Raw genomic sequence first — 21,679 nt, 5'->3', positions numbered from 1 at the left:
GAACCACCATGAGCGACATCAGCAGGCGCGGCCTCCTCGCGGGCGCCGCCGCCACCGCACTCACCGCCGTGACCGCGCGTGTGGCCAACGCGAGCCCGGCTCGCACGAACCCCGTGTGGGCCGAGCCGTTCCAGACCGCCGACGGGTTCGCCGGGACCGACACGCTCGGTCAGAACGGCACCACGGGCGGCGTGGGCGGACCGGTGGTCACCGTCCGGGACACCGAGACGTTCCTCGACTACTGCGACCGCAACGAGCCCTACGTCATCCAGGTCGACGGGATCATGACGTTCAGCAGCAAACAGGGCCTGCGCTCGAACAAGACCGTCATCGGCCTGCCCGGCGCCGAGATCCGCGGCGGCGGCCTGGACATGTACCGCAGGCAGAACGTCATCATCCGCAACCTCAAGTTCAGCGGAGCGGACGACGACGCCCTCAGCGTCCAGCAGTCCTCGCACCACATCTGGATCGACCACTGCGACTTCAGCGGCGGACAGGACGGGCTCATCGACATCGTCCGCGGCGCGGACTTCATCACCGTCTCGTGGAACCACTTCCACGACCACAGCAAGACCGCGCTGCTCGGCCACTCCGACTCCAACGCGAGCCAGGACACCGGCAAGCTGCGCGTCACGTTCCACCACAACTACTTCGACGGCACCGCCCAACGCCACCCGAGGGTCCGGTTCGGCGAGCCGATCCACGTCTACAACAACTACTTCCGCGACAACGCCCTGTACGGCGTCGCGTCCACGATGAACGCCGGCGTCCTGGTCGAGGCGAACTACTTCGAGAACGTCCCGCACCCCGTCTACTCCGGCTACGACGCGAGCGGCCCCGGCCGGGTGGTGCAGCGCAACAACATCTTCGTCAACTCGGGCACCCCGGAAACCCTCGGGACCGTCGTCGAACCCCGCACCTACTACGCCTACACCCCGGACAACCCCTCCACCCTGCCGAGCACCGTCCCCGGCGGCGTCGCCGTAGGCCGGATCTGAGCCCGCACAGCCAGGAGGACACCCCATGAGCCCCATCAACCGACGACGCCTGCTCACCGGCACGGCCCTCGCCGCCGTCGCGGCCACCGCCCCGCGCGCCGCCTGGGCCGACCCTCACAGCAGAAGCGCACAGAGCACAGACACCCAGGAGGCCGGTGTCCGGGACATCGTCATCCAGAACGCCGCGGACGGGTTCGCCGGGGTCAACGCCCTGGGCCAGAACGGCACCACCGGCGGCGCGGGCGGCCAGGCCGTCACCGTCACCACCGCCGCCGCCCTCGCCGACTACGTGGGCCGCAAGGAGCCGTACGTCATCTCGGTGTCCGGCCGCATCCAGGTCGACGACATGCTGACCGTGGTCGCGAACAAGACCATCATCGGCATCGGCTCCACCTCCGAGATCACCGGCGGCGGCCTGCAACTCGGCTCCACCACCCGCCCGGGCAACAACGTGATCATCCGCAACCTGAGGTTCACCGACGCCTCGGACGACTCGATCAGCGTCACGAACTCGGCCCACCACGTGTGGATCGACCACTGCGACCTGTCCCGCGGCTACGACGGCCTGCTCGACGTCAAGCGCCAGTCCGACTACGTCACGGTGTCCTGGAACCACTTCCACGACCACAGCAAGACCGCGCTGCTCGGCCACTCCGACACCTACACCCTGGACCGGGGCAAGCTGCGGGTCACCTACCACCACAACTTCTTCGACGGCACGGCCCAGCGCCACCCGCGCGTCCGATTCGCCGAGCCGGTGCACGTCTACAACAACTACTACGGTGGCACCTCGCTGTACGGCGTCGCGTCCACAATGGACGCCGGAGTCGTCGTCGAGGGCAACTACTTCGAGAACGTGGCGCACCCGATCCTGTCCGGCTACGACAAGAGCGGACCCGGACGAGTGGTGGAGCGCAACAACGTCTACGTCAACTCGGGCACCCCGGAAACCCTCGGGACCGTCGTCGAACCCCGCACCTACTACGCCTACGCGCTCGACTCCCCCGCCGACGTGAAGGCGCTGGTCACTCAAGGCGCGGGCGTCGGTCGGATCTGAGCCGGACACAGCGGAACCCCGGCCCCCGGTCACGCCGGGAGCCGGGATCCGCACCACCGGACTACTGGAAGACCACGTCGCTGCAGAAGTAGTAGGACTGGTCCGAGTGACTGGCCTGCCAGATCACGTAGACGATGTGGCGGCCGGTCCGGCTGCCCGCGTTCACCGCGACCTGGTACTGGCCCGCCGGCGCGTAACGGCCGGTGGACGCGACCAGCTGGAGGTTGTTCCAGCCCAACGACTGCGTCGTCGAGTCGAAGCCCTGGTTCGTCACGTACACCCGCAGGTAGTCCGCGCCGTGCCGGGCCTGATCAGTGACGGTCAGGGTGAACTGCCGCGACTTGGTCGCGGCCTTCCACTGGCCGGGGTTGTCCAGCGCCGCGTACCTCATGCCACCGGTACGGCCACCGCTGCACAGCTGGCCGTTGGGGATCACACCCTGGTGGTTGCCCGCCACGCCCTCGCGGTAGAGGCCGTTCCAGTTCCACATCGCGTTGGTGTCGGCCTGCCAGGCCTGCCAGCACATCGGGTCCTGCTGGGCCATCGTGGGGTTCTGGAAATCACTGCCCCACCGCTGCCAGCAACCGTAGTTGCGCGACGGCGGATCGGTGGTCGACCCGTGCGCGTCGGCGACACCGGTCAGCACGCTCGCCAGGAGTCCGGCGACGACCGCGAAGGTCGCGAAGACCCTGACGAGCAGGTTCTTGTTCGCAGGGACGGATATGAGCGCCACTCTTCCTCCTCGTTGAGGATGTCCATGTTGGGGATGACCATGGGTGGGCTGGGAGCGCTCCCAAATCGCACTGTAACCATCCGCACACGGAATTGGGAAGTGTTGGCGGACAACGACTTCCCATTCGACACGCGTTCGACCACCGTTCGACGGAATCGCGTATGCGGCGCGGTGGTCCCACATCCGGGTATGGAGCGGGCGTGGACGTGACGCTGATTCTGCGGGCTCGAAGCTTGGGTAGTCGGGATTTGTGGGGGACACGCCGTGGCCGACCACGATCCGGCTCGGCGGCGCGCAGGGAGGAGCAAGTCAACGATCGCGTGACTGTTGAGCCGGCGTCTCGACCTGCCGCTGCATCCGGTGGACATGTGGGCCTACGACCACCCGGAGCGACTGCCTGCGGCGAGCACTCCACTTGACGAGGAACTCGTTCAAGGCCTCGAGCATGCCGCGTCCGCGTTCGTCGCCACCTCACACGCGCGTCTGCCACTCATCATCGCGGACGTGCGCGCCCGAGCCAACGGGACTCGTGCCGGTGCTGGTTGAGGATCCGCAGCGAGGCCACCGCCGCAGGTCGCCCGGTTGTCGAGGTGCCCAGGGACCCGGGCTGGTCGGCGACGTACGATGCCGCTCGGCGCGCCGGCGCCACCTGAAGAACAACGCGACCGCCCCGGCGTACGCCTCGGTGGTCGACTCGGCCTGATCCCGGCCGAACCTCAACTCCCGCAGGAACCGGTCAGCGACCGGAACCGGCTCCATCTCGTCATCGAGGACCGTCCACTAGCGGATGCCGGCCGGCATCCGCACCGGGAACGCACGCACGTGCACCTCTGCTCCTCGTTGTCGGGCAACGAAGAGCAGAGGTACACGCCCACAGAACGAGCATTGCGCGCGAACGAGAGTGCGGTGCGGAGTTCGTTGTCGTGCCCGATCCGCACGGAACCGGATTCGTCGTCAGCGGCACCGGTGCATTGCGAACGCCCACGCCCGCAGGCCGGAACCCGCGCTACAGCACGGACAGGTCGACCGCCTCGGCCATCGCCCGGTACCCGGCGTCGTTCGGGTGCAGCCGGTCACCGCTGTCGTACGCGGGCAGCAACGCGTCCTGGTCCGCCGGGTCGGCCAACGCACGGTCGAAGTCGACCACCGCGTCGAACTCCCCCGACGTGCGGATCCACGCGTTCACCTCGTCCCGCACCGCCTCACCCGCGTCGCTGTAGTACTCCGCGCCCTTGAACGGCAGCAGCGTGCCACCCACGATCCGCACACCTCCCGCACGCGCCTTGCCGATCAGCTCCCGGTACCCGGCGATCAACTGGGCAGCGGTCACCTCCGGGTTCGGCGTGGTGCACTCGAACGTGAAGCGCGGGAACCCGATGTCGTTGATGCCCTCCAACAGCAGCACCGTGCGCACGTCCGACTGCCCCAACGCGTCCCGCTCGAACCGGGACAGCGCCTTCTCCCCGAAGCACGACGAGTCGTTCAGCACCCGGTTGCCGCCGATACCCGCGTTCACCACGCCCAACCGCCCGCCGAGCCGTTCCGCCAACTCGTCCGGGTAGCGGTTGTCCGCGTCCACAGTGGACCCCGAGCCGTCGGTGATGGAATCGCCGAACGCCACCACGACCTCCCGCCGGGGCGTGAAGTCGACCACCTCCACCCCGGCGAGGTAGAACCACGACGACGACGTCTCGGTGAACGCGTCCGGCACCACGTCCGCCCGGTGGTCCCCGGACGCACGCCAACTCGTCGCGCCGGCGAACGCGTGACTCGTCGCGGGACCGGTCGCCCCGGCCAGGTACAGCGTCACCGTGACCCGGCTCAGCGGCGGCACCGGCAACGGCGCCGGATCACCGACCACCTCACCGCCGACCGGCACGGTCACCGTCCGCCCGCCCCCGAACGTCACGTGCCGAACCGTGCCCGGCCGCACGGCCGCACCGACCTCGGTGCGCGCGACCGTCGCACCCGTCACCACCAACGGCGACGTGCCGTACGCGTTGGACAGCCTGATGCGCACCGCCGCGCCGCCCTCGCTGATCCGCACGACCTGGCGGACGGAGTGGTTGTCGAACCCACCCGGGCCCCAGCTCGGTCCGAACACGTCCGTCGGCGCCTGCGGCGAGGCCGCCCACGTCGCGCCCCACCCCAAGCCCGATCCCGCCGCCGTGCCCGGGACCAGCGCGATCCCCAGGACGGCCACCAGCAGTACCGCCGACTTCCTCATGTGTGCGACCCCCGTGCCACGTAGTCGATCAACCCCCGACGCCTCCCACCGTAGTCGAACGTACGTTCCCCATGTGGGTGAACCGGTGACACTTTCGGCGGCATGCACTCAGCGGCGCGGAACCAGCGCGGACGCGGCGCCGACGAGTTGGCCGGCACGTCGCGAACAGGTCTTGACGATCGCGCGGCCCTCGACTTAGTGTCCGGCATCTCGAAAATTACCGGGTCACAATCGAAACTTTCGAAAGCCGCCGTCGCAGTCGTCCGAGAAAGCGAAGTCCCCATGAAGTCGATCCGCCTCGCCACCGCCGCGCTTGCCGCGATCGCGTTGACCTCGCCGTTGGCCCTGGTGGCAGCCGCAGCCGACGCACCAACGAGTGGTGACCTCTCGGCAGGGCACGCCAAGAAGGACACCCTCCGCTGGGTCGCTCCCAAGGGTTTCTACATCGGCACCGCCGCAGCCGGCGGTGGGCACCACGAGTCGCAGCCCTACCCCGACCCCTTCACCAAGGACCTGGAGTACCGCAAGGTGCTCGCGGCCGAGTTCAGCTCGGTGGCCGCCGAGAACCAGATGAAGTGGGAGTACATCCACCCGGAGCAGGGCCGCTACAACTTCGGCATGGCCGACTCCATCGTCGACTTCGCCCGGAAGAACCGCCAGGCGGTCCGCGGGCACACGCTGTTGTGGCACAGCCAGAACCCGCAGTGGGTGGAGCAGGGCGACTTCACGCCCGACGAGCTCCGCGCGATCCTGCGCGACCACATCACCACGGTCGTGGGTCGCTACAAGGGCGACATCCAGCAGTGGGACGTGTCCAACGAGATCTTCGACGACTCGGGCAAGCTGCGGACCACGGACAACATCTGGATCCGCGAGCTCGGCCCCGGCATCATCGCGGACGCGTTCCGCTGGGCGCACGAGGCCGACCCCAAGGCGAAGCTGTTCTTCAACGACTACAACGTCGAAGGCGTCAACGCCAAGAGCAACGCCTACTACGCGCTGGTCCAGGAGCTGCTCGCGCAGGGCGTTCCGGTGCACGGGTTCTCCGCCCAGTCGCACCTCAGCACCCGGTACGGCTTCCCCGGTGACCTGGAGACGAACCTGAACCGGTTCGCCGACCTCGGCCTGGAGACCGCCATCACCGAGTTGGACGTGCGGATGGACCTGCCGGCCGACGGCGTGCCCACCGCCGAGATGCTGGCGAAGCAGGCCGACTACTACCAGCGGACGCTGTCGGCGTGCCTCAACGTGGAGGGCTGCAACTCCTTCACGATCTGGGGCTTCACCGACAAGTACTCCTGGGTGCCGGTGTTCTTCTCCGGTGAGGGTGCGGCGACCGTGATGTGGAACGACTTCTCCCGCAAGCCCGCGTACCACGCCCTCCAGTGCACGCTGGCCAAGGAAGCCGTCGAGCGCGGCGAGAAGCACCCGCACCTCCCGAACTGCGCGTAGTCGATCCGGTCTACCCGCGGCCAGTCCTCGGCCCCCGTCTGAGCTTCAGTGCTCGGGCGGGGGCCGATTCCATTGCCGCGACCACTCGTGAGGATTGATTTTACTCAACACTGAAGCAATAGTGGATATCGCCCCACTGGTCCTGCAGTCCCGATCGGGTGAGGTCGTCAGGCAGAGGAGCCGAGCGGCAGTGACGCACGCCACTCGCCGTCGGGAACACCGGACACCCCGGAGCCGTTGGAAGCTTCGGTCGGTGCGGTCCGTGTCCCCGGGCCTCACCTAGCGCCGTCGCGGAATACCGTCAGGCTGGAGCCGCGCCGAGCCACTCGCCGAGAGGCGACCGCCGCGCCGACCCCTTTACCCCCGCGGTCAGGAAGGCTCGCCCGCGTCCCGTTCCCGCAGGTACCGGGTGTGGTCCGCCTGCCGGTTCACGTCCGCCGCGTACACCCGCTCGGCCAGCCGGTGCGCCTCCGCCTCCAGCAGCCCCAGCTGGGTCACCAGCTCGTCACCCGGGCTCGGCTCCCCACCCGCGCGTTGCTTCACCGCGAACCACCACGGCAGGTTCAGGTACGTCTGCACGGACAGCGGCAGATCGGTGCGCGCCAACCGGACCACGGTGTGGCGCAGGTCCGGGCCGACCGCCAGGGAGGCGGGTCGGGCGAGGATGTCGCCGAGCACCGCCGCGATCCGGCCGACGGCCGCCACCGCCGGTTCCGGCACCCTGGACGCCTGCGCGCCCACCTCGCGCACCAGGCCGTCCAGTTCCGAGCGCAGCTGCCCGGCCTCGGTGACGGCGTCCACCGGCACCAGCCGGACCTTCTCGGACGGCGCCAGCAACGCGCCCACCGCGTACAGCCCCGCCACCACCAACGGCCACAGGCCACCGACCGCACCGGTCAGGTGCAGCAGCACGCCGACGAGACCGCCGACGCAGCCGACGAGGTTCTTGGTCGAGCCCAGGTAGCGGATCATTGGTAGCCGCGGATCTCCTGGAACACCTCGCCGAGCTCGCCGTTGCGGGCGTCGAACACCTTGCCACCGGTCATCGCGGCCACGATGCCCAACTCCGCGCTGCTGCCCTCACCGAACAGCACCGTGAACACCGGCACCTGCCGCACCTGCTCGGGCACCGAGCGGTACGACGCCTGGAACTCGGCCAGGCCCGAGCCGTTCGCGTTCTCGCCGTCGGTCATCAGCACGATCGACGTGAACCGGTCCGGGTCGGCCGCGACCAGTGGTCCCATCACCTCGTACGCCCGGGAGAGGCTGTCGTAGATGGCCGTGCCGCCGCCTTCACGCAGCCCTTCCGCGAACGCCTTGATCTCCGCCAGCCCCGCCTGCGGATCACCCTCGGGCAGGGCGAACGTGCGCGGTGCCGCGGGAGCCGTGTTGAACGGCAGCATGGTGACCTCTTCCCGGCTGCGGAACCGGCGGAAGCGGCCGGTGAGCGAGTCGTCCGCCCCGGTCAGGCTGACCAGCGCGGACCGCAGCGACGCGATCCGGTCCCCCGCCATCGAACCCGACGTGTCCAGCACGTACAGCGTGCGCGACGGTCGGCGGATCTCGTTGAAGTAGGCCGAGAGCAGCGCGTCGAACGAGTCGCGCGCGGCCGGGAACGGCAGCTCCACCAGGTCGCGCACCGCGAACGCGGCGGCCGGCTCCACACCCGGCACGACCGGCCGACGGTGCGTGGTTTCCATGATCTTGCGCTGCACGTCCGCCGTGCGCAGGTGGTCGGTGAGCCGCTGGTGGGCGTCACGCGCGTCGTCACCGGCGTCCGCGAGCAGGGTCAGCGGGTAGTCCGCGGTGACCACGCCGTCGCTCGGGTAGACCACGGTCAGCGGTTCGGGCAGGTTGCCGGCGGCGTTCATGGACAGCAGCACGGACTCGTAGTTGATCAACCCGTCGACCTGCGCGCCGGGGTCCTGCCCGGTGGCCCGGCGCTGGTAGGCCTCGGACAGCCAGCCCGACGACCCGGCGGACAGCGACTGCGCGCCGAAGAAGCTCTTGAGCTGCGGCGTCACCGCCACGATCTGGCCCGCGTCCACCGCGTTCCCCGCACCCGCCAACGCGGACGCCACGCCGACCAGCGCGGAGAAGCCGGAGTTCGACGCGGACGGGTCGGTCATGCCGTAGCTGAACGCCTTGCGCCCGGCCTGCTCGGCGATCTCGCCCCAGCCGACCCGCTCGCCAGCCCACCCCAACCGCTTCGCCGACGACGTCGACAGGCCGAGCACCACCGGCGAGCTCATGACCTTGACCTGGTTGCCGAGTCGTTTCGCGGCGTCCGGGATGCCCGCCGGGTAGCGGTTGGAGGAGAACCACACGGCGTCGTACTTACCGTCGACCTCGCCGTTCGCCAACGCCTCGGCACCCTCCAGCGTGCCGGTGAAGGTGAACTTCACCTCGATGCCGGTGGCCTTGGCGGCCTCGTCCAGCACCGGCTGCATGTCGGTCAGCTCGCTGCCCGCCAGCACCCGCAGCACACCCGGTTCCGCCGGGCCGACCGGCGTGGCCGGGTCCGGTTCGCCGGTGCACCCGGTGAGCAGCGTGGCGAGCACGAGCCCGGTCACCACGAGCGCAGTCCTCATCGGTCCCCCTCGACCGCCGTCGCGTCGTGCGAGCGGCGCAGATGCTCTTCGGCGCGGCGGATCTCCCCCGACAGGGACTCGACGGTCACCGCCATCGTGCGCACGGCGTCCGCCCGGTAGCCGTCGACCGCGTCGATCGCCGCGTAGATCCGGTCGAACGACGCGCGGATCGTGCCCACCGCGACCGCCGGGTCGCTGCCCGCACGACGGATCTCCGCGCCCTGCAACTCCAAAAGGTCGCTGTTAGCCCGGATCAGGCCGTCCGTGGTGGCCTGCAACGCGGCGACCTCGTCCAGCACGTCCCGCTGGCTCGCCAGGGCGCCGCTCACGAGGAGCGCGATTCGCAACGCGGCCACGGTGGTCGTCACCGCGCGTTCGACGCCGCGGATCAGCTCGTCGTTGTTGCGGCGCACCAGGTCCAGCGCCAGGTAGCCCTGCGCGCCCACCGCGAGCTGGGTCAGCAGGTCCTGGTGGCGCTGCCGGATCGGGTGCTGCACGTCCACGCGCAACGCCCGCGCCCGCCCCGGGTCGGTCAGGTCGAAGACGTCGGCCTGCCGGTCGATCGCCGCGTCCACCGCCTCGGCGAACGCGGCGGCCTCGGACAACCTGCCCATGGCCCGCCACAACCGCTCCCGCTCGCCTTTGATGGCGGCGTTGTCCCGGCGCAGCACGTCCTGGCGGTTCCGCAGGTCGACCACCAGCGCGTTCACCGGCTCACCGGCCGCGCGGTAGCGGTCGAGGGCCTTCTTGGCGGCGTTCGCGACGGGGAAGACCTTCAGCAGCTTGCGGCCGGTGATCGGCAGTGTGGCCGGGTCGAGTTCCGCGACCGTGCGGCGCAGGTCGGAGAGGGACGTGGTGACCCGCACCTGCGGCGAGTCGTCGCGCAGGGCGCGGGCCGAGCGGTCCAGCATCGCGCCGGCCACGCCCGCCGCGGCACGCATGTCCGCTTCGCCGACCGCGAGCACTTCGTCCAGCACGGTGGTGAACTCCGGTGACCGGACGTCCAGCGCTTGCAGGCGTTCCGCGAACCGCCCGGCCCTCCGGTCGACGTCCTCGCGCACGTCGTCGCCGAGCGCGATCAGCCCGGCCGCGCGTTCCACCGGGATCGGCGTGACCGGCTCCGGCGGGGTGAGGGTGAAGTCGTCCATCACGTCCCGACCGCGTCGAGCAGGCGTTCCAGCGTCTCGAACGACGGCGGCTCGACCGCGTCCACCAGGTCGGCGGGCGCCTTGTCCCCCACCACTTCCGCGAACAGCCGCGGGTCGTTCGTGCGGAAGCCGAACGTGGCGGCGAGCCTGCCCAGCTCGGGGTCGGTGCTCAGCAGCCTGCCCACCTGGTCGCCCTTGTCCGACAGCGGGATCAGCGTGTGCTTCGAGTAGACCGTCGGCGCGAGGTAGAGCAGGCGCATGTCCGGGCGGATCGATCCGTCGGCGCGCAGCACGCGGTCGAGGTACTGGGACTCGTAGATCAGCGCCAGCGGCGTCTTGCCCATGCCGGCCGCGAGGTAGTCCTCGAACGGGCCCTCGGTGCTGTTCTGCGTGTAGCCCTGGTCGCGGAAGAGCCGGGCGACGTCGGGCAGGACCGCCGCCTCCTGCTCCGGCGTGCCGACGACGGTGTTGCCGTTGGCCACGAACGACACGATCGACAGGTACATCGCGGCGGAGTTCGACTCGGCCGGGTTCGTCGTGGTGATGAGGACGTTCTTCCGGGCCGGGTAGGCGGTGTTGCCGGGCAGCTGGTCCCAGCGCGTGCCGGCCTCGGTCAGCTCCAGGTACTCGGCCACGTCGAGCACCAGGTAGTCACCCGGTCCCTTGACCACCACACCGGCCGCCTGGAGCAGCTGGACGATCGGCTCGAACGTGGCCACGGCCATCGGCGACTGGAACGGCGTGTGCGCGGCGGTCGTCTTGCGGTCGCGCTGGATCTTCTGCGCGGCGGGCGAGGACGACGGGAACGCGAACTCGTACCTGCCGAGGTCGACGGAGGTGGCGAGCTGCCGGGAACCGGCCGTGTCCACCTCGACCTGCAGGCCCTGCGCGGCGAACGCGTCGATCACGCGCCGGTCGCTGAAGAAGGCCAGCTTCTCCGACCCGATGACGCCGCGCACGACGGTCAGGTCGCCCGCTTCGCCGCCCTCGGCGTCGTCCGGACGACCCCACACGACCACCGCGACGACGGCGGCCAACAACACCACGGCCAAGCCGATGGACAACCGGCGTTTCACTGGACCCGCTCACCCCCGTGTTCGGCCCTGATCATCTCTTCCGCTCGACACGTTTGACGCGGGAACGGCGGATCAGCGGACGAACGATTGGTGAACGGGAAGCGTCGATTTCGCCGCGTAGGCCGCGATGGGCCTCTCGGCGCGATCTCACCGAGCCCTGTCTACTTCGGGGGACCTGAACCGTGTGCCGGTGCGCGAGCAGGTCGCACACCGGCACACATGAACCCGTCGCCCACGGAGGGGCGAACGTTGGGGACGTACGTCAGGCGCCGGCGATCGCGCGGGCGAAGCGGACCACTCGCTCGGCCTGCACACGGGCCGCGGCGCGCACCGTGTCGTCGATGGCCACCGTGCCGCCGCCGTCGTGGTGCGAGGTGCCGTACGGGTTGCCGTCGGCGAACTTGTCCGGGTGCGTGTAGCCGGGCGCGACCACGATGCCGCCGAAGTGGTGGAACGTGTTGCTCAACGCGAGCAGCGTCGACTCGTGGCCGCCGTGCAGCGTCGCCGTCGACGTGAACCCGCTGTAGACCTTGTCCGCCAGCAACCCCTGCTGCCACGCGCCACCGAGCGTGTCGAGGAACTGCTTGAGCTGCGACGACACGTTGCCGAACCGGGTCGGCGTGCCCATGATCACGGCGTCGGCCCAGATCAGGTCGTCGGCCTCGGCCACCGGGACGTCGGCGGTCGAAGCGGCGTGGGCCGCCCAGCCGGGGTTGGCGTCGATCGCGGACTGCGGCGCGAGTTCGGCGACCTTGCGCAACCGGACCTCGGCGCCGGCCTTCTCCGCCGTGTCGGCCATCTCCTGGGCGATGTGGGCGATGTTGCCGGTGGACGAGTAGTAGACGATCGCGACTTTGACGGGACTGTCCACGGTGGACTCCTCCTGCTGCTTGATCACGATCCAGACGTTATAGTCATAGCCCATGATAGTCAAATATGGTGACTATCACCTGGGGTGACCGAAGGAGCGGCGATGCGTCGAGGCGAGCGCAAACTGACCGACCCCGACCTTGGCGTGCTCACCAGCCGGCTGCTGTTCGCCGTGCAGGAGGAGCTGTACGACACCCTGGCCTGCCAGGGGTTCCCCGACCTGCGCCCACTCCACGGCGCGGTGCTCGCCTACCTCGACCCCGAGGGCACCCGCGCCACCGACATCGCCCGCCGCTCCGGCCAGCACAAGCAGGTCGTCGGCAAGGTGCTGGACGAGCTGGAGGCGCTCGGCTACGTCACCCGCCACCCCGACCCGGACGACCGGCGGGCGAAGCTGATCGTGCCGACCGAACGCGGGCTCGACCAGATGGAGCAGGCCGACGCGATCATGGCCGCCATCGAACAGCGGCACGCCGAACGCGTCGGCTGCGACGCGTTCGGCGGGTTCAAGCGGCTGTTCGGGCGGATCACGGAGGACCAGCGGGCCTGGCGGAGCGATCCGCCCGCGTGAAGGGTCAGCCGACGTGAAGGGTCAGCCAGCGTGATGGTTCAGCTCGCGTAAGCCTCGAACTCGGCCAGCTGAGCGGCCGGCCACCCGGTGTTGCCGGTGAACGTCAACCGCAGGTAGCGGTGGTTGGCCGACACCGGGACGCTCACCTGGTTGCCCGACGCCGGGTCGAACCGGTACCCGGCCGACGCGACGACCTGGCTGTACGTGCCGCCGTCGACGCTCCCGGACACGCTCAACGTCTGCGTGCGCGCCTCCCACGCCGCCACCGGCGGCAGCTTCAGCACGATCCGGTTCACCGAGATCCTGCTGCCGAGGTCCACCGTGAACGACTGCGGGAACGCGTTGTTCGGGCTCTCCCAGTACGTGTTCACGTCACCGTCCACCGCGTTCGACGCCGGGAAACCTCCGTTGGCCACGGCCTGGGCGGGCTTGCCACGCGCCACGTTCCCGGTCGGAGGAGGACTGGTGGTGGTCGTCGTCGTGGTCGGCGGGCCGCTGTACGCCTCGAGTTCGGCCAACTGCCCGGCGGGCCACCCCGTGTTGCCGGTGAACGTCAACCGCAGGTAGCGGTGGCTGCCGGACACGGGGATGCCCACCTGGTTGCCCGACGCCGGGTCGAACCGGTACCCGGTGGACGCGACGACCTGGCTGTACGTGTTGCCGTCCGCGCTGCCGGACACGCTCAACGTCTGCGTGCGCGCCTCCCACGTGGCAGGTGGCGGCAGCTTCAGCACCAGCCGACCGATGCTCTCGGACCGTCCCAAGTCGACCGTCAGCGACTGCGGGAACTGGTTGTTCGCGCTCTCCCAGTACGTGTTGGCGTCACCGTCGACCGCGCTGGACGCCGGGAACCCGCCGTTGGCGCTGGTGGCCGTGGCCGCCTTGCCCTGGGCCAGGTTCCCGCCGGGCGGCACCGTGGTCGTGGTCGTGGTCGTGGTGGTGGTGGTGGTCGGCGGGTTCGTCGGGTCGCCGTAGATCGGGTCCGGCCACGGGCCGCAGTACGACGGACCGTCCCAACCGGAGTTCCCGGCGCCCCTGGTGATCTGGAACCCGTTCTCGCCCAGGCAGCTGTAGATGCCGGCCCGACCGAGGCCGGTGGCGGTGACGTTGCTGAACGACGCCGCGCCCGGCGACTGGAGCTGGATGCCGAACGTGCCCGCGCCGTTGATCCGCACACCGTCGAAGTGGACGTTCGTGATCGTGCCGCTGATGAACTGGATCGCCTCGTAGTTGCTGTCGACCAGGTCCGTGTCGGTGACGTCGATCCGGCCGTTCATCGCGCCGTCACGGGCGTCGAACCACAGCGCGCCCACGCCGAACTGCCAGTTCGAGTCGAGCACACCGGCGCGGAGGGTCGTGTTGCGGGACAACGTGGTCGTGCCGGCCAACGGGACGGACGAGAACCGGTTGCCGACGTGGATGCCGCCGCCCTGGTCCTGCGTGTCGGCGACGACGTTCTCGGTGGCGGTGTTGTCCCGGCCCCCGTAGATCGCGATGCCGTTGGCCTTCATCGGCACGATCACGGTGTTCCGGCGGATGGTGTTGCCGTGGTCGGCCTGGTGCTCCGACCAGAACGCGATGCCGTCGTCGCTGATGTTGCGGAACAGGTTGTGCTCGATCAGCACGTTGCTGATGCCGCGGTGCAGGTTCATGCCGTCGGCGAGCTGGTCGACCACCTTGTTGTTCCTGATGGTGAGGCCGTCGAACGGGCCGTCCAGCCACAGGCCGACCTTGGTGTGCTGGAGGAACATGCCGGAGATCACCGAACCGCCGCCCAGCGCGCCGCCGATGGCGTTGGTCTGGTCGCAGTCGACCCGGTTGGAGACCTCGCCGATGATCGCGAAGTCGTGCAGGCCGACGCGGGTGCTGACGCCGCCGTTGCCGCCCTGGCCGCAGCTCGACGGCTCACCGAGGCCGTAGAAGCCGACCCGGTCGCCGGCGACCACGCTGTGCCAGTGGCCCGCGCCGCGAACGGTCACCTGGTCGACGGTGACGTGCTTGGTGACGGTGAACCGCCCGGCCGGGATCCACACCTCGCGGCCGGACGCCCTGGCAGCGGCGATCGCGGCGTCGAAGGCCGCGTTGTCGTTCGTGCCGTCGTTCGGGGTGGCGCCGTGGTCGGTGACGGAGACCGAGTTCGCGGGTCGCGTGGCAGGGGGCGCGACGAGTTCGAAGTCGGCGAGGTCGATCGTGTACGACGGCGCGGTGTCGCCCGCGTCGACCTGGAGCTTCACCTTGGCGCCCGCGGGGAGCGTGCTCGGGAACAGGGCGCGGGTGGAGTCGTAGAGGTGGTGCGGCTTGCCCTGGTTCGGGTCGTTCGCGTACGGGTAGCCGCCGTAGCGCCAGGCGTACTTCGACGTGAGCGTGAGGCTCCCGGTCCTGGTCCCGTTGAGGTACAAGGAGAGCGGCGCGGTGATGCCCGCGCCGCCGTTGCCGTCCGGGACGCTGTACCGGATGTCGATCGAGTTGGCCGGTTCGGTGAGGGTGAACTCGACGTACCTGCCCTGACCGGACAGCGTGACGGCTCGGCGGCCGGACGCCTCGCCCTCCAGCGTGCCCTGGCGGCGGCCGGGGCCGATCTTCGTGCCGTTGGTGGCGGCGGATTCGGCTTCGTGTTCGACGAAGGGCACGTCGGCGCCCCGGCCGGGGATGTCGAACGGCGAGATGGCGGCAGCCGCGGCGACTTGGGCGGACACCTCGCCCGGTGCGGCGGCGACGGCTAGCGCGGCTACCAGGGAGGTGGCCACCGCCGCCGCGCCCAGCGCCAACGGGCGCCGGTGGGTGGGGTCGACTCGCATGGGTTCAGCCCTTCGTTGGACGGGACCTCGTTCTGCGGGCAGGGATGTCACGCGGTGTGGCGTGGCGCACACCTTAAGCAGCCCGATCGAGTGACCGCAAGATGTCTACGACATACCGCAAAATCCCGACGACCCACGGCGTCGGGCGTGTGCAGCGGTTTCAGCCGTTCGACAGGAGGCTTGTCCAGCGTGTTCGCCACTTCGCGCTCAGGAAGCGGCACGGCGACGGAGGCTTTGCTTGCAGAAGACTTACGAGCACTTGCGTTCGCTTGCGAACGTCAGTAAGTGCCGCTCAGCTTGCGGTGGTCCCACGACACGACCGAGGTCGGCGCGAACCGCAGCCCGACCCGCTTCACCGCTTGCGCCGCGACCAGGGCGTCGATCTCCGGCCCGCTGTGCCCGGAGTACCGCGCCGCCACCGCCGCGCCGATCCGGGCCACCTCCGCGCGCTCCTCCACCAGCCGCACGTCGCACTCCATCGTCACGCCGCGCAGCTGGTCGTAGGTCTCCCCCGCCTCCAGCTGCACCGTGGCCTCCGGCTTGCGCCGCAGGTTCGCCACCTTCTGCGACGCCCGGTACGTCCAGCCGACGAGCTCGCCGTCCTCCACCACGAACCACAGCGGCACGAGGTGCGGCCTCCCGTTCGGGCCGATCGTGGCCACCGTGACCACTCGCTGCTCCTCGAGGAACGCGCGCACCTCGTCCGTCGTCATCGTGATCGAAGCCCGGCGCGACATGGCGTCAGGATAGGCGGCTGTCCTCCCGGGACAGCGCCGAGCCCGCGCCGGCAGCCGCGGTCAGGTCCCCGACGACCCGCTTCTCCAGCAACTCCAGGAACACGTCCACCAGCTCCGGGTCGAACCGGGCGCCACGACCCGACGTCAGCTCGCGCACCGCCTGTTCGTGCGTCAACGCCCGTCGGTGCGGCCGGTCGGCGCGCATCGCCGCCCACGAGTCGCACACGGACAGGATGCGCGCCTCGACGCGGATGCGGTCCCTGGTCAGCCCGGCCGGGTAGCCGGCGCCGTCCCACCGCTCGTGGTGCTGGCGGATCACCTCCGCCACCTCGCCGTGGTCGGGCAGCACGCCGACCATCCGGGCGCCGCTGTCCGGGTGCTCGTGCAGGAGGTGCCACTGCTGGTCGGTGAGCGGACCGGACTCGGTGAGCAGGTCGTCCGGCAGCACGATCATGCCGACATCCAGCAGGCGTCCGGCGCGGTGCGCGGTGCGGATCTCCCCCGGGTCGCGCTTCAGGTGTTCGGCCATGGTCCGCGCCCACTCCGCGATCGCCAGGCTGCGCCCGGGACTCGCGACGCGCAGGTCGACCAGGTCCGCGACCTGGTTCAGGTAGTCCACCGCGACGTCCTCCCGGTGTTCGGTGAGCGATGTGCCACCGGCGACCGCGCGATCCCGACCAAGATCCTTGGCGAGGTACAGCGCGCGGTCCGCCGCCGACACCAACGCGGACGCCGTGCCGTACTGCGGCGCGAACGCGGCGGTGCCGGCCGAGAGCGTAACCGTCACCGAACGCCGCCCGCTCACGGCGATGGGGTGGTGCGAAACACCGTGCCGCAACCGTTCCGCGAGCCGGTGCAGGTTCTCCGCGTCCACACCGGTCGCGATCAGCGCGAACTCCTCCCCGCCGTACCGGGCCAGGACGCGGTCCGCGCCGGCGACCGCGCGCAGCCTCGTCGCCACTTCGACCAGCACCCGGTCGCCGGCCGGGTGCCCGAACCGGTCGTTGATCGACTTGAACCGGTCGACGTCGAGGATCACCACGCCCAGCGGGCAGCCGGTGCGCTTGGCCCGCGCCACCTCGTCCGCCAGCTGCGCCTCGAAGTACCGACGGCTGCGCAGCCGGGTGAGGCTGTCGGTGATGGCGAGGCTGCGCTGGTCCACGGCGAGGCCCGCGAGCCGGGTCGCGGTCAACGCGAACAGCACCGCGCAGCCCGCCGCGATCACCGGCACGTCCCGGCGCACGCCCTGGGCGTGCTGCACGAGCAGCACCACCGGTCCGATCAGCGCGCCGGCCGACAGGATCGCCAACCGCGGCCAGCTCAGCCGCAGCGCGGGCACGTCGACGGCCTGCGCCATCCGCCCCATCGACGGGTGCAGCGCGCACGCGCCGAGCGCCAGGTTCCCGGTCAGCCAGACCGCGTCCAGGAAGTTGCCGGCCTCGTAGCTGTGCGCGAGGCGTTGCAGCACGTACACCGTGTCCGCCGTGAGGATCGCGGTCAGCCACAGGACGAGCAGGACGAACGACCCCTCACGGCGACCGCCGTCGAACAGCAGCCGCAGCGACACCAGCAGCAGCACCAGGTCCATCAGCGGGTAGGCCAGCGAGGCCATCTCCACCAGCAGCGGCGTGCCGAGGCGGGTCTGCGGGCCGATCACGAACACCCACGACAGCAGGCCCGCGACGACGGTCAGCGAGACCGCGTCGAGCAGGCCGGGCAGGTCCCGGTCCGAGCGGCGCTGCCGGATCAGCATGATCAGGCCGACCACGACGAGCGGGTAGTGGCCGATGTAGAAGGCGTCCGCGAGGGACGGGTAGCTCGTCTCGTTCAGCACGTAGTGCGAGACGTAGAAGGTGGTGTCGGCCAGGACGTACACGAACTGGCTCAACCCCAGCACGACCCACGGCGAGCGCGGCTCGGGCAGGTTCCGCCGCACGCCCCACCACACGGCGATGACCGCGGACAGGCTCACCGCGCAGTAGACGAGGACCCGGAGCGGGATCGTCCCGACGAAGATCGGCAGGGCATAGTAGACGCCGATCGATAACAAGCCGAATACCAGGTAACCGATCCAGACCTGGTGCGACTTTTCGATCGGGATTCCGCGGTTTTCGACCGAGGTGGTTCCGGCGACGCGCAATCCCGGCTCTCCTTACTGCGGCAGGCTGACGTCCGACAAGGCGGGAGTCATGAGACCGGAAAGGGGGGTCGGCGTCAATCCCTGTTGCCGAGTCTTCACCACCAAGAAGTTCGTGTGCGTGCATATGCACGGGTTGAGGGCTCGATAGGGTGCCCATTGATCATGCCGCGGTCGGCGGTGACGTGCGGTGGTCGGACGAGGGAGAGCGATGACGAAGGACGCGAAAGCGCTGCTGGCACGGGTGCGCGAGGAGCTGAAGGGCGAGGGAGGGACGAACCGGCTGGTACCGTTGATCGCCCGTGGTGAAGCGCCGTTGGCGGCGTTGAAGGCGTTGGCGGCCGAGGAGCACCGCATCGTCCAGAGCGATTGGCGAGCCTTCCTCACCTTGGCCGCGCAGTCCACCGAACCGGCGCAACGCGAGTTCTTCGCGGCGGTCGCGGGAGGCGAGGGCCTCGCGCTGGCCAAGCTGGGGGATTTCGCCGCCGCGTGCGGCCTGAGCCCGGATGACGTGGCCGCGTACCGGCCGTTGCCGGGATGCCAGGCGTACCCGTCGTACGTGGCCAGGCTGACGTTGGACGGCAATCCGCACCACGCCCTGCTCGCGATTCTGGCGAACTTCGCGGAATGGGGCGGGTATTGCGCGACGATCGCGGCGGCGCTGCGCGAGCACTATGGTTTCGACGACGCGGGGTGCGCGTTCTTCGACTTCTTCGCCGTGCCCGCGCCCGAGTTGGACGCCCTGGGCCTGCGCGCCCTGGACCAGGTCCTGGCCACCGGGTGGAAGCCGGAGGGCGCCATGCCCGCCGCCCGCCTCCTGCACTCGTTCGAGCTGATGTTCTGGAACACCCTCGCCGACCTGGGCTGACGTCGGGCGGACGTGCTCGTCCGGCACCGCCGTCGCGCCGTGCGGGTGAGCACGTCCGCGTCCTGAGCGTTGAACTCGGGGGACGCGAACGTAGGACTCACGGGTTCTGAACGTAGGACTCACGCGATTGAGGTATGGGGCTCCCAGTTCTCGGGCAGGTCGGGGCGGCCGAAGAGGTAGCCCTGGGCGTAGGCGCAGCCGGCGTTGCGGAGCCAGTCGGCCTGCGCCTGGGTCTCGATGCCCTCCGCGACCGTGTCGGCGCCCAGGACCTCCGCCAGGTCGATGATGCAGCGCACGACGCCGGCGGTGCGTCCGGTCTCCGCGAGGGCGCCGGTGAACGACTTGTCGATCTTCACCACGTCGAACGGGTACCGCTGGAGGTAGCTCAGCGACGAGTACCCGGTGCCGAAGTCGTCCAACGCGACCCGCACCCCCGTCTCGCGCACGTCCATCAGCCCGCGCATCGCCGCGCCGTCGGCCCACACCGACTCGGTCACCTCGATGGTCAACCGCTCCGGCGGCAGGCCGGTGGTCTTCAGCACCCGGTCCAACGACGGCAGGAACGCGGGGGCGGACAGCTGCCGGGTGGACACGTTCACCGTCACGCCCAGAGCACGCCCCTGCTCACGCCACCGCATCGCCTGGTCGCACGCGCCCGCCAGCACCTTGCTCCCCAGCGGCACGATGAGGCCGGTCTCCTCGGCCAACCCGATGAACTCGCCGGGCCCGAGCAGCCCGTACCCCGGCCGCTGCCACCGCACCAACGCCTCCGCACTGGCCACCGCCGACGTCGCCAGGTCCACGATCGGCTGGTAGTGCAGCACCAGCTGCCCGTCGGACACGGCCGTGCGCAGATCGGCCTTGTCGCGCTGCCGGGCCAGCACCCGCTCACCCATCTCCGGCCGGAACAGCCTGATCCGCCCGCCGCCCTCGCGCTTCGCCACGTACATGGCCGTGTCCGCGTCGCGCAGCAGCTCCGTCGTGCCCGCGCCGGGTGACGACACCGCGATGCCGACACTCGCCCGCATCACCGTCTCGTGCCCGAGCCCGGTCAACGGCCGCGCCAGCTCGGACAGGATGCGGGTGGCCAACCGCGCCGAGTCGCGCACGTCGTGCCCCGGCGCGAGCACCGCGAACTCGTCGCCACCGAGCCGGGCCGCGGTCGCCACCGGTCCGATGGCCCGGCTGATCCGCTCGGCCGCCGACACCAGGTACCAGTCGCCCGCCTCGTGCCCCTCGGCGTCGTTGACCTCCTTGAACCCGTCCAGGTCCAGCACCAGCAGGCCGACGGCCTCACCACCGCGCAGCGCCTCGTCCACCAGGTGCAGGAAGTGCGTGCGCCCGGCGAGCCCGGTCAGCTCGTCCCGCTCGGCGCGGGTGCGCAGCGCGTCCTCCCACTCCCGCCGCTTGCTCACGTCCAGCGCGGTGACCACGGTGTGCTGCTCGGAGACGTGCTCGACCGGCACCGCGTGCACCGCCAGCACACCGGTCGTGCCGTCGGCACGGGTGACGCCGACCTCCACCGGGTCGTCGGCGGAACGGCAGCCGTCGCCGCAGCGCGAGATGTCCGGACCGTGCGGGCACGGCACGCGCCCCGGTGCGCCGGCGTCCCACTCCAGCAGCTGACGCGCCCGCTCGTTGTGCAGCTGCGGCGCACCGGAGGCGTCGAGCAGCACGAGCCCGACCGGGCTGGCCAGCACCACCGCCTCGACGGTGCGGTGCGCGTCCTCCAGCAGCCGGGCCGAGCGCGCCGTCTCGTGCAGCGCCAGCGTCCCGACCGCCAGGCCGACCAGCGGCATCACGACGGACACGACGAGCGGGCCGGTCACCGTGGCCGGCGTGACCACGACCCACACCCCGAACCCGGACAGGTACCCGAGCAGCGCGGGCATCGCCTTGAGCGGGTAGCGCTCGGCGTGACCGCGCAGCGCGCGCCGCATCGTCACCGCGAACAGGAAGCCGATCACCGGGTGAGGGCTGGGCAGCAGGAACACCGCGCCGTGCGCGACCACGCCTTCCACCAGCGCCACGACCCAGCCGTCGCGGTCCGGGCGCAGCCACCACGACGCGAGCACGACGGGCACCAGCAGGACCAGCACCAGGCGGGCGGGTCCTTCGCCCACGAAGAACAGCTGAAGGGTGAACGCGACGCCGGCGAGCCAGGCCCACGCCTCGGTCAACCGGGCGATCCGGTGCAGCCTGGTCTGCGCCGGCGACGACAGCGACTCGTCCACCACGCTGCGGGTTGGACGCGCCACGCCCTGTTACCCCCAAGTCAAGCGGCGATCGACTGAACATCCCACACGGAAGATCGAACTATCCATACCGGTGTTCACAGTCGGCAACCGCCATTCGGGTGAGTCCACTGTGGACGAGCCTGGGGCTGTCTCTTATACACATCTCCGAGCCCACGAGA

The 21,679-nt window shown here is 70.2% G+C and carries 16 protein-coding genes; 5 read left to right on the top strand and 11 right to left on the bottom strand.

Going from position 1 to position 21,679, the window contains the following annotated elements; translation table 11 throughout:
* Positions 1-8: 8 nt before the first annotated feature.
* Positions 9-998 (top strand): pectate lyase family protein, encoded by a 990-nt coding sequence (locus tag OQ02_RS18800; protein ID WP_033439792.1) that lies wholly within the window; start codon positions 9-11, stop codon positions 996-998.
* Positions 999-1,023: 25 nt separating this feature from the next.
* Positions 1,024-2,055 (top strand): pectate lyase family protein, encoded by a 1,032-nt coding sequence (locus tag OQ02_RS18795; RefSeq protein ID WP_081915750.1) that lies wholly within the window; start codon positions 1,024-1,026, stop codon positions 2,053-2,055.
* A 61-nt stretch (positions 2,056-2,116) separates the two neighbouring features.
* On the opposite strand, the gene OQ02_RS18790 is transcribed toward OQ02_RS18795, so the two are convergent.
* A complete protein-coding gene (locus OQ02_RS18790) occupies positions 2,117-2,788 on the bottom strand; it encodes a lytic polysaccharide monooxygenase auxiliary activity family 9 protein (RefSeq protein WP_442973648.1) in 672 nt (223 codons plus the stop codon).
* 1,006 nt (positions 2,789-3,794) lie between these two features.
* Complete coding sequence (locus OQ02_RS18785) at positions 3,795-5,015, bottom strand: SGNH/GDSL hydrolase family protein (protein WP_033439791.1); 1,221 nt, start codon at positions 5,013-5,015, stop codon at positions 3,795-3,797.
* Positions 5,016-5,297: 282 nt separating this feature from the next.
* Between OQ02_RS18785 and OQ02_RS18780 the strand changes: the two genes are divergently transcribed.
* Positions 5,298-6,467: an endo-1,4-beta-xylanase gene (locus tag OQ02_RS18780; protein WP_033439790.1), complete on the top strand. Its 1,170-nt coding sequence runs from the start codon at positions 5,298-5,300 to the stop codon at positions 6,465-6,467.
* A gap of 369 nt (positions 6,468-6,836) precedes the next feature.
* Here the strand turns inward: OQ02_RS18780 and OQ02_RS18775 are convergent, their stop codons facing one another.
* The 5 genes from OQ02_RS18775 to wrbA all read right to left on the bottom strand — a co-directional run bounded on the left by OQ02_RS18775 (position 6,837) and on the right by wrbA (position 12,207).
* Positions 6,837-7,439, bottom strand: a complete 603-nt coding sequence (locus OQ02_RS18775) for a hypothetical protein (protein WP_033439789.1) — start codon at positions 7,437-7,439, stop codon at positions 6,837-6,839.
* Entirely contained in the window at positions 7,436-9,058 is a 1,623-nt protein-coding gene (locus OQ02_RS18770) for a VWA domain-containing protein (protein WP_033439788.1), read from the bottom strand. The genes OQ02_RS18775 and OQ02_RS18770 overlap by 4 nt, the downstream gene beginning before the upstream one ends.
* Positions 9,055-10,206 (bottom strand): toxic anion resistance protein, encoded by a 1,152-nt coding sequence (locus OQ02_RS18765; protein WP_033439787.1) that lies wholly within the window; start codon positions 10,204-10,206, stop codon positions 9,055-9,057. The genes OQ02_RS18770 and OQ02_RS18765 overlap by 4 nt, the downstream gene beginning before the upstream one ends.
* Positions 10,206-11,282 carry a hypothetical protein gene (locus tag OQ02_RS18760; protein WP_033439786.1) on the bottom strand — a complete coding sequence of 359 codons (1,077 nt, stop codon included), beginning with the start codon at positions 11,280-11,282 and terminating at the stop codon, positions 10,206-10,208. Before OQ02_RS18760 ends, OQ02_RS18765 begins: the two co-directional genes overlap by 1 nt.
* Positions 11,283-11,544: 262 nt before the next feature.
* Positions 11,545-12,207 carry an NAD(P)H:quinone oxidoreductase gene (wrbA, locus tag OQ02_RS18755; RefSeq protein WP_231500104.1) on the bottom strand — a complete coding sequence of 221 codons (663 nt, stop codon included), beginning with the start codon at positions 12,205-12,207 and terminating at the stop codon, positions 11,545-11,547.
* 48 nt (positions 12,208-12,255) lie between these two features.
* Between wrbA and OQ02_RS18750 the strand changes: the two genes are divergently transcribed.
* Positions 12,256-12,723, top strand: a complete 468-nt coding sequence (locus tag OQ02_RS18750; RefSeq protein ID WP_033439785.1) for a MarR family winged helix-turn-helix transcriptional regulator — start codon at positions 12,256-12,258, stop codon at positions 12,721-12,723.
* Between the two features lie 38 nt (positions 12,724-12,761).
* Here the strand turns inward: OQ02_RS18750 and OQ02_RS18745 are convergent, their stop codons facing one another.
* The 3 genes from OQ02_RS18745 to OQ02_RS18735 all read right to left on the bottom strand — a co-directional run bounded on the left by OQ02_RS18745 (position 12,762) and on the right by OQ02_RS18735 (position 18,308).
* Positions 12,762-15,521, bottom strand: a complete 2,760-nt coding sequence (locus OQ02_RS18745; protein ID WP_033439784.1) for a discoidin domain-containing protein — start codon at positions 15,519-15,521, stop codon at positions 12,762-12,764.
* A 278-nt stretch (positions 15,522-15,799) separates the two neighbouring features.
* Complete coding sequence (locus tag OQ02_RS18740; protein WP_033439783.1) at positions 15,800-16,258, bottom strand: pyridoxamine 5'-phosphate oxidase family protein; 459 nt, start codon at positions 16,256-16,258, stop codon at positions 15,800-15,802.
* A 4-nt stretch (positions 16,259-16,262) separates the two neighbouring features.
* A complete protein-coding gene (locus tag OQ02_RS18735) occupies positions 16,263-18,308 on the bottom strand; it encodes a diguanylate cyclase (RefSeq protein WP_231500103.1) in 2,046 nt (681 codons plus the stop codon).
* 298 nt (positions 18,309-18,606) lie between these two features.
* Here OQ02_RS18735 and OQ02_RS18730 point away from each other — a divergent pair, with 298 nt between their 5' ends.
* On the top strand, positions 18,607-19,263 hold the full coding sequence (locus tag OQ02_RS18730) for a transcriptional regulator (protein WP_033439782.1): 657 nt from the start codon (positions 18,607-18,609) through the stop codon (positions 19,261-19,263).
* Between the two features lie 119 nt (positions 19,264-19,382).
* Here OQ02_RS18730 and OQ02_RS41070 read toward each other — a convergent pair whose 3' ends face one another.
* Positions 19,383-21,521 carry a putative bifunctional diguanylate cyclase/phosphodiesterase gene (locus OQ02_RS41070; RefSeq protein ID WP_051772505.1) on the bottom strand — a complete coding sequence of 713 codons (2,139 nt, stop codon included), beginning with the start codon at positions 21,519-21,521 and terminating at the stop codon, positions 19,383-19,385.
* Positions 21,522-21,679 lie beyond the last annotated feature (158 nt).

The sequence above is a fragment of the Saccharothrix sp. NRRL B-16314 genome, from assembly GCF_000716595.1.
In the GTDB taxonomy this organism is placed as follows: Bacteria; Actinomycetota; Actinomycetes; order Mycobacteriales; family Pseudonocardiaceae; genus Actinosynnema.
Note: the sequence above shows the minus strand (reverse complement) of the source record. Positions and strands in the feature narration are given on the sequence as shown.

Bases quoted from the DNA above. Each gene is read 5' to 3' on its own strand.
- OQ02_RS18800 (WP_033439792.1), top strand. From the start codon at position 9: ATGAGCGACATCAGCAGGCGCGGCCTCCTCGCGGGCGCCGCCGCCACC.
- OQ02_RS18795 (WP_081915750.1), top strand. From the start codon at position 1,024: ATGAGCCCCATCAACCGACGACGCCTGCTCACCGGCACGGCCCTCGCC.
- OQ02_RS18785 (WP_033439791.1), bottom strand. From the start codon at position 5,015: ATGAGGAAGTCGGCGGTACTGCTGGTGGCCGTCCTGGGGATCGCGCTG.
- OQ02_RS18780 (WP_033439790.1), top strand. From the start codon at position 5,298: ATGAAGTCGATCCGCCTCGCCACCGCCGCGCTTGCCGCGATCGCGTTG.
- OQ02_RS18775 (WP_033439789.1), bottom strand. From the start codon at position 7,439: ATGATCCGCTACCTGGGCTCGACCAAGAACCTCGTCGGCTGCGTCGGC.
- OQ02_RS18770 (WP_033439788.1), bottom strand. From the start codon at position 9,058: ATGAGGACTGCGCTCGTGGTGACCGGGCTCGTGCTCGCCACGCTGCTC.
- OQ02_RS18765 (WP_033439787.1), bottom strand. From the start codon at position 10,206: ATGGACGACTTCACCCTCACCCCGCCGGAGCCGGTCACGCCGATCCCG.
- wrbA (WP_231500104.1), bottom strand. From the start codon at position 12,207: ATGGGCTATGACTATAACGTCTGGATCGTGATCAAGCAGCAGGAGGAG.
- OQ02_RS18750 (WP_033439785.1), top strand. From the start codon at position 12,256: ATGCGTCGAGGCGAGCGCAAACTGACCGACCCCGACCTTGGCGTGCTC.
- OQ02_RS18745 (WP_033439784.1), bottom strand. From the start codon at position 15,521: ATGCGAGTCGACCCCACCCACCGGCGCCCGTTGGCGCTGGGCGCGGCG.
- OQ02_RS18740 (WP_033439783.1), bottom strand. From the start codon at position 16,258: ATGTCGCGCCGGGCTTCGATCACGATGACGACGGACGAGGTGCGCGCG.
- OQ02_RS18730 (WP_033439782.1), top strand. From the start codon at position 18,607: ATGACGAAGGACGCGAAAGCGCTGCTGGCACGGGTGCGCGAGGAGCTG.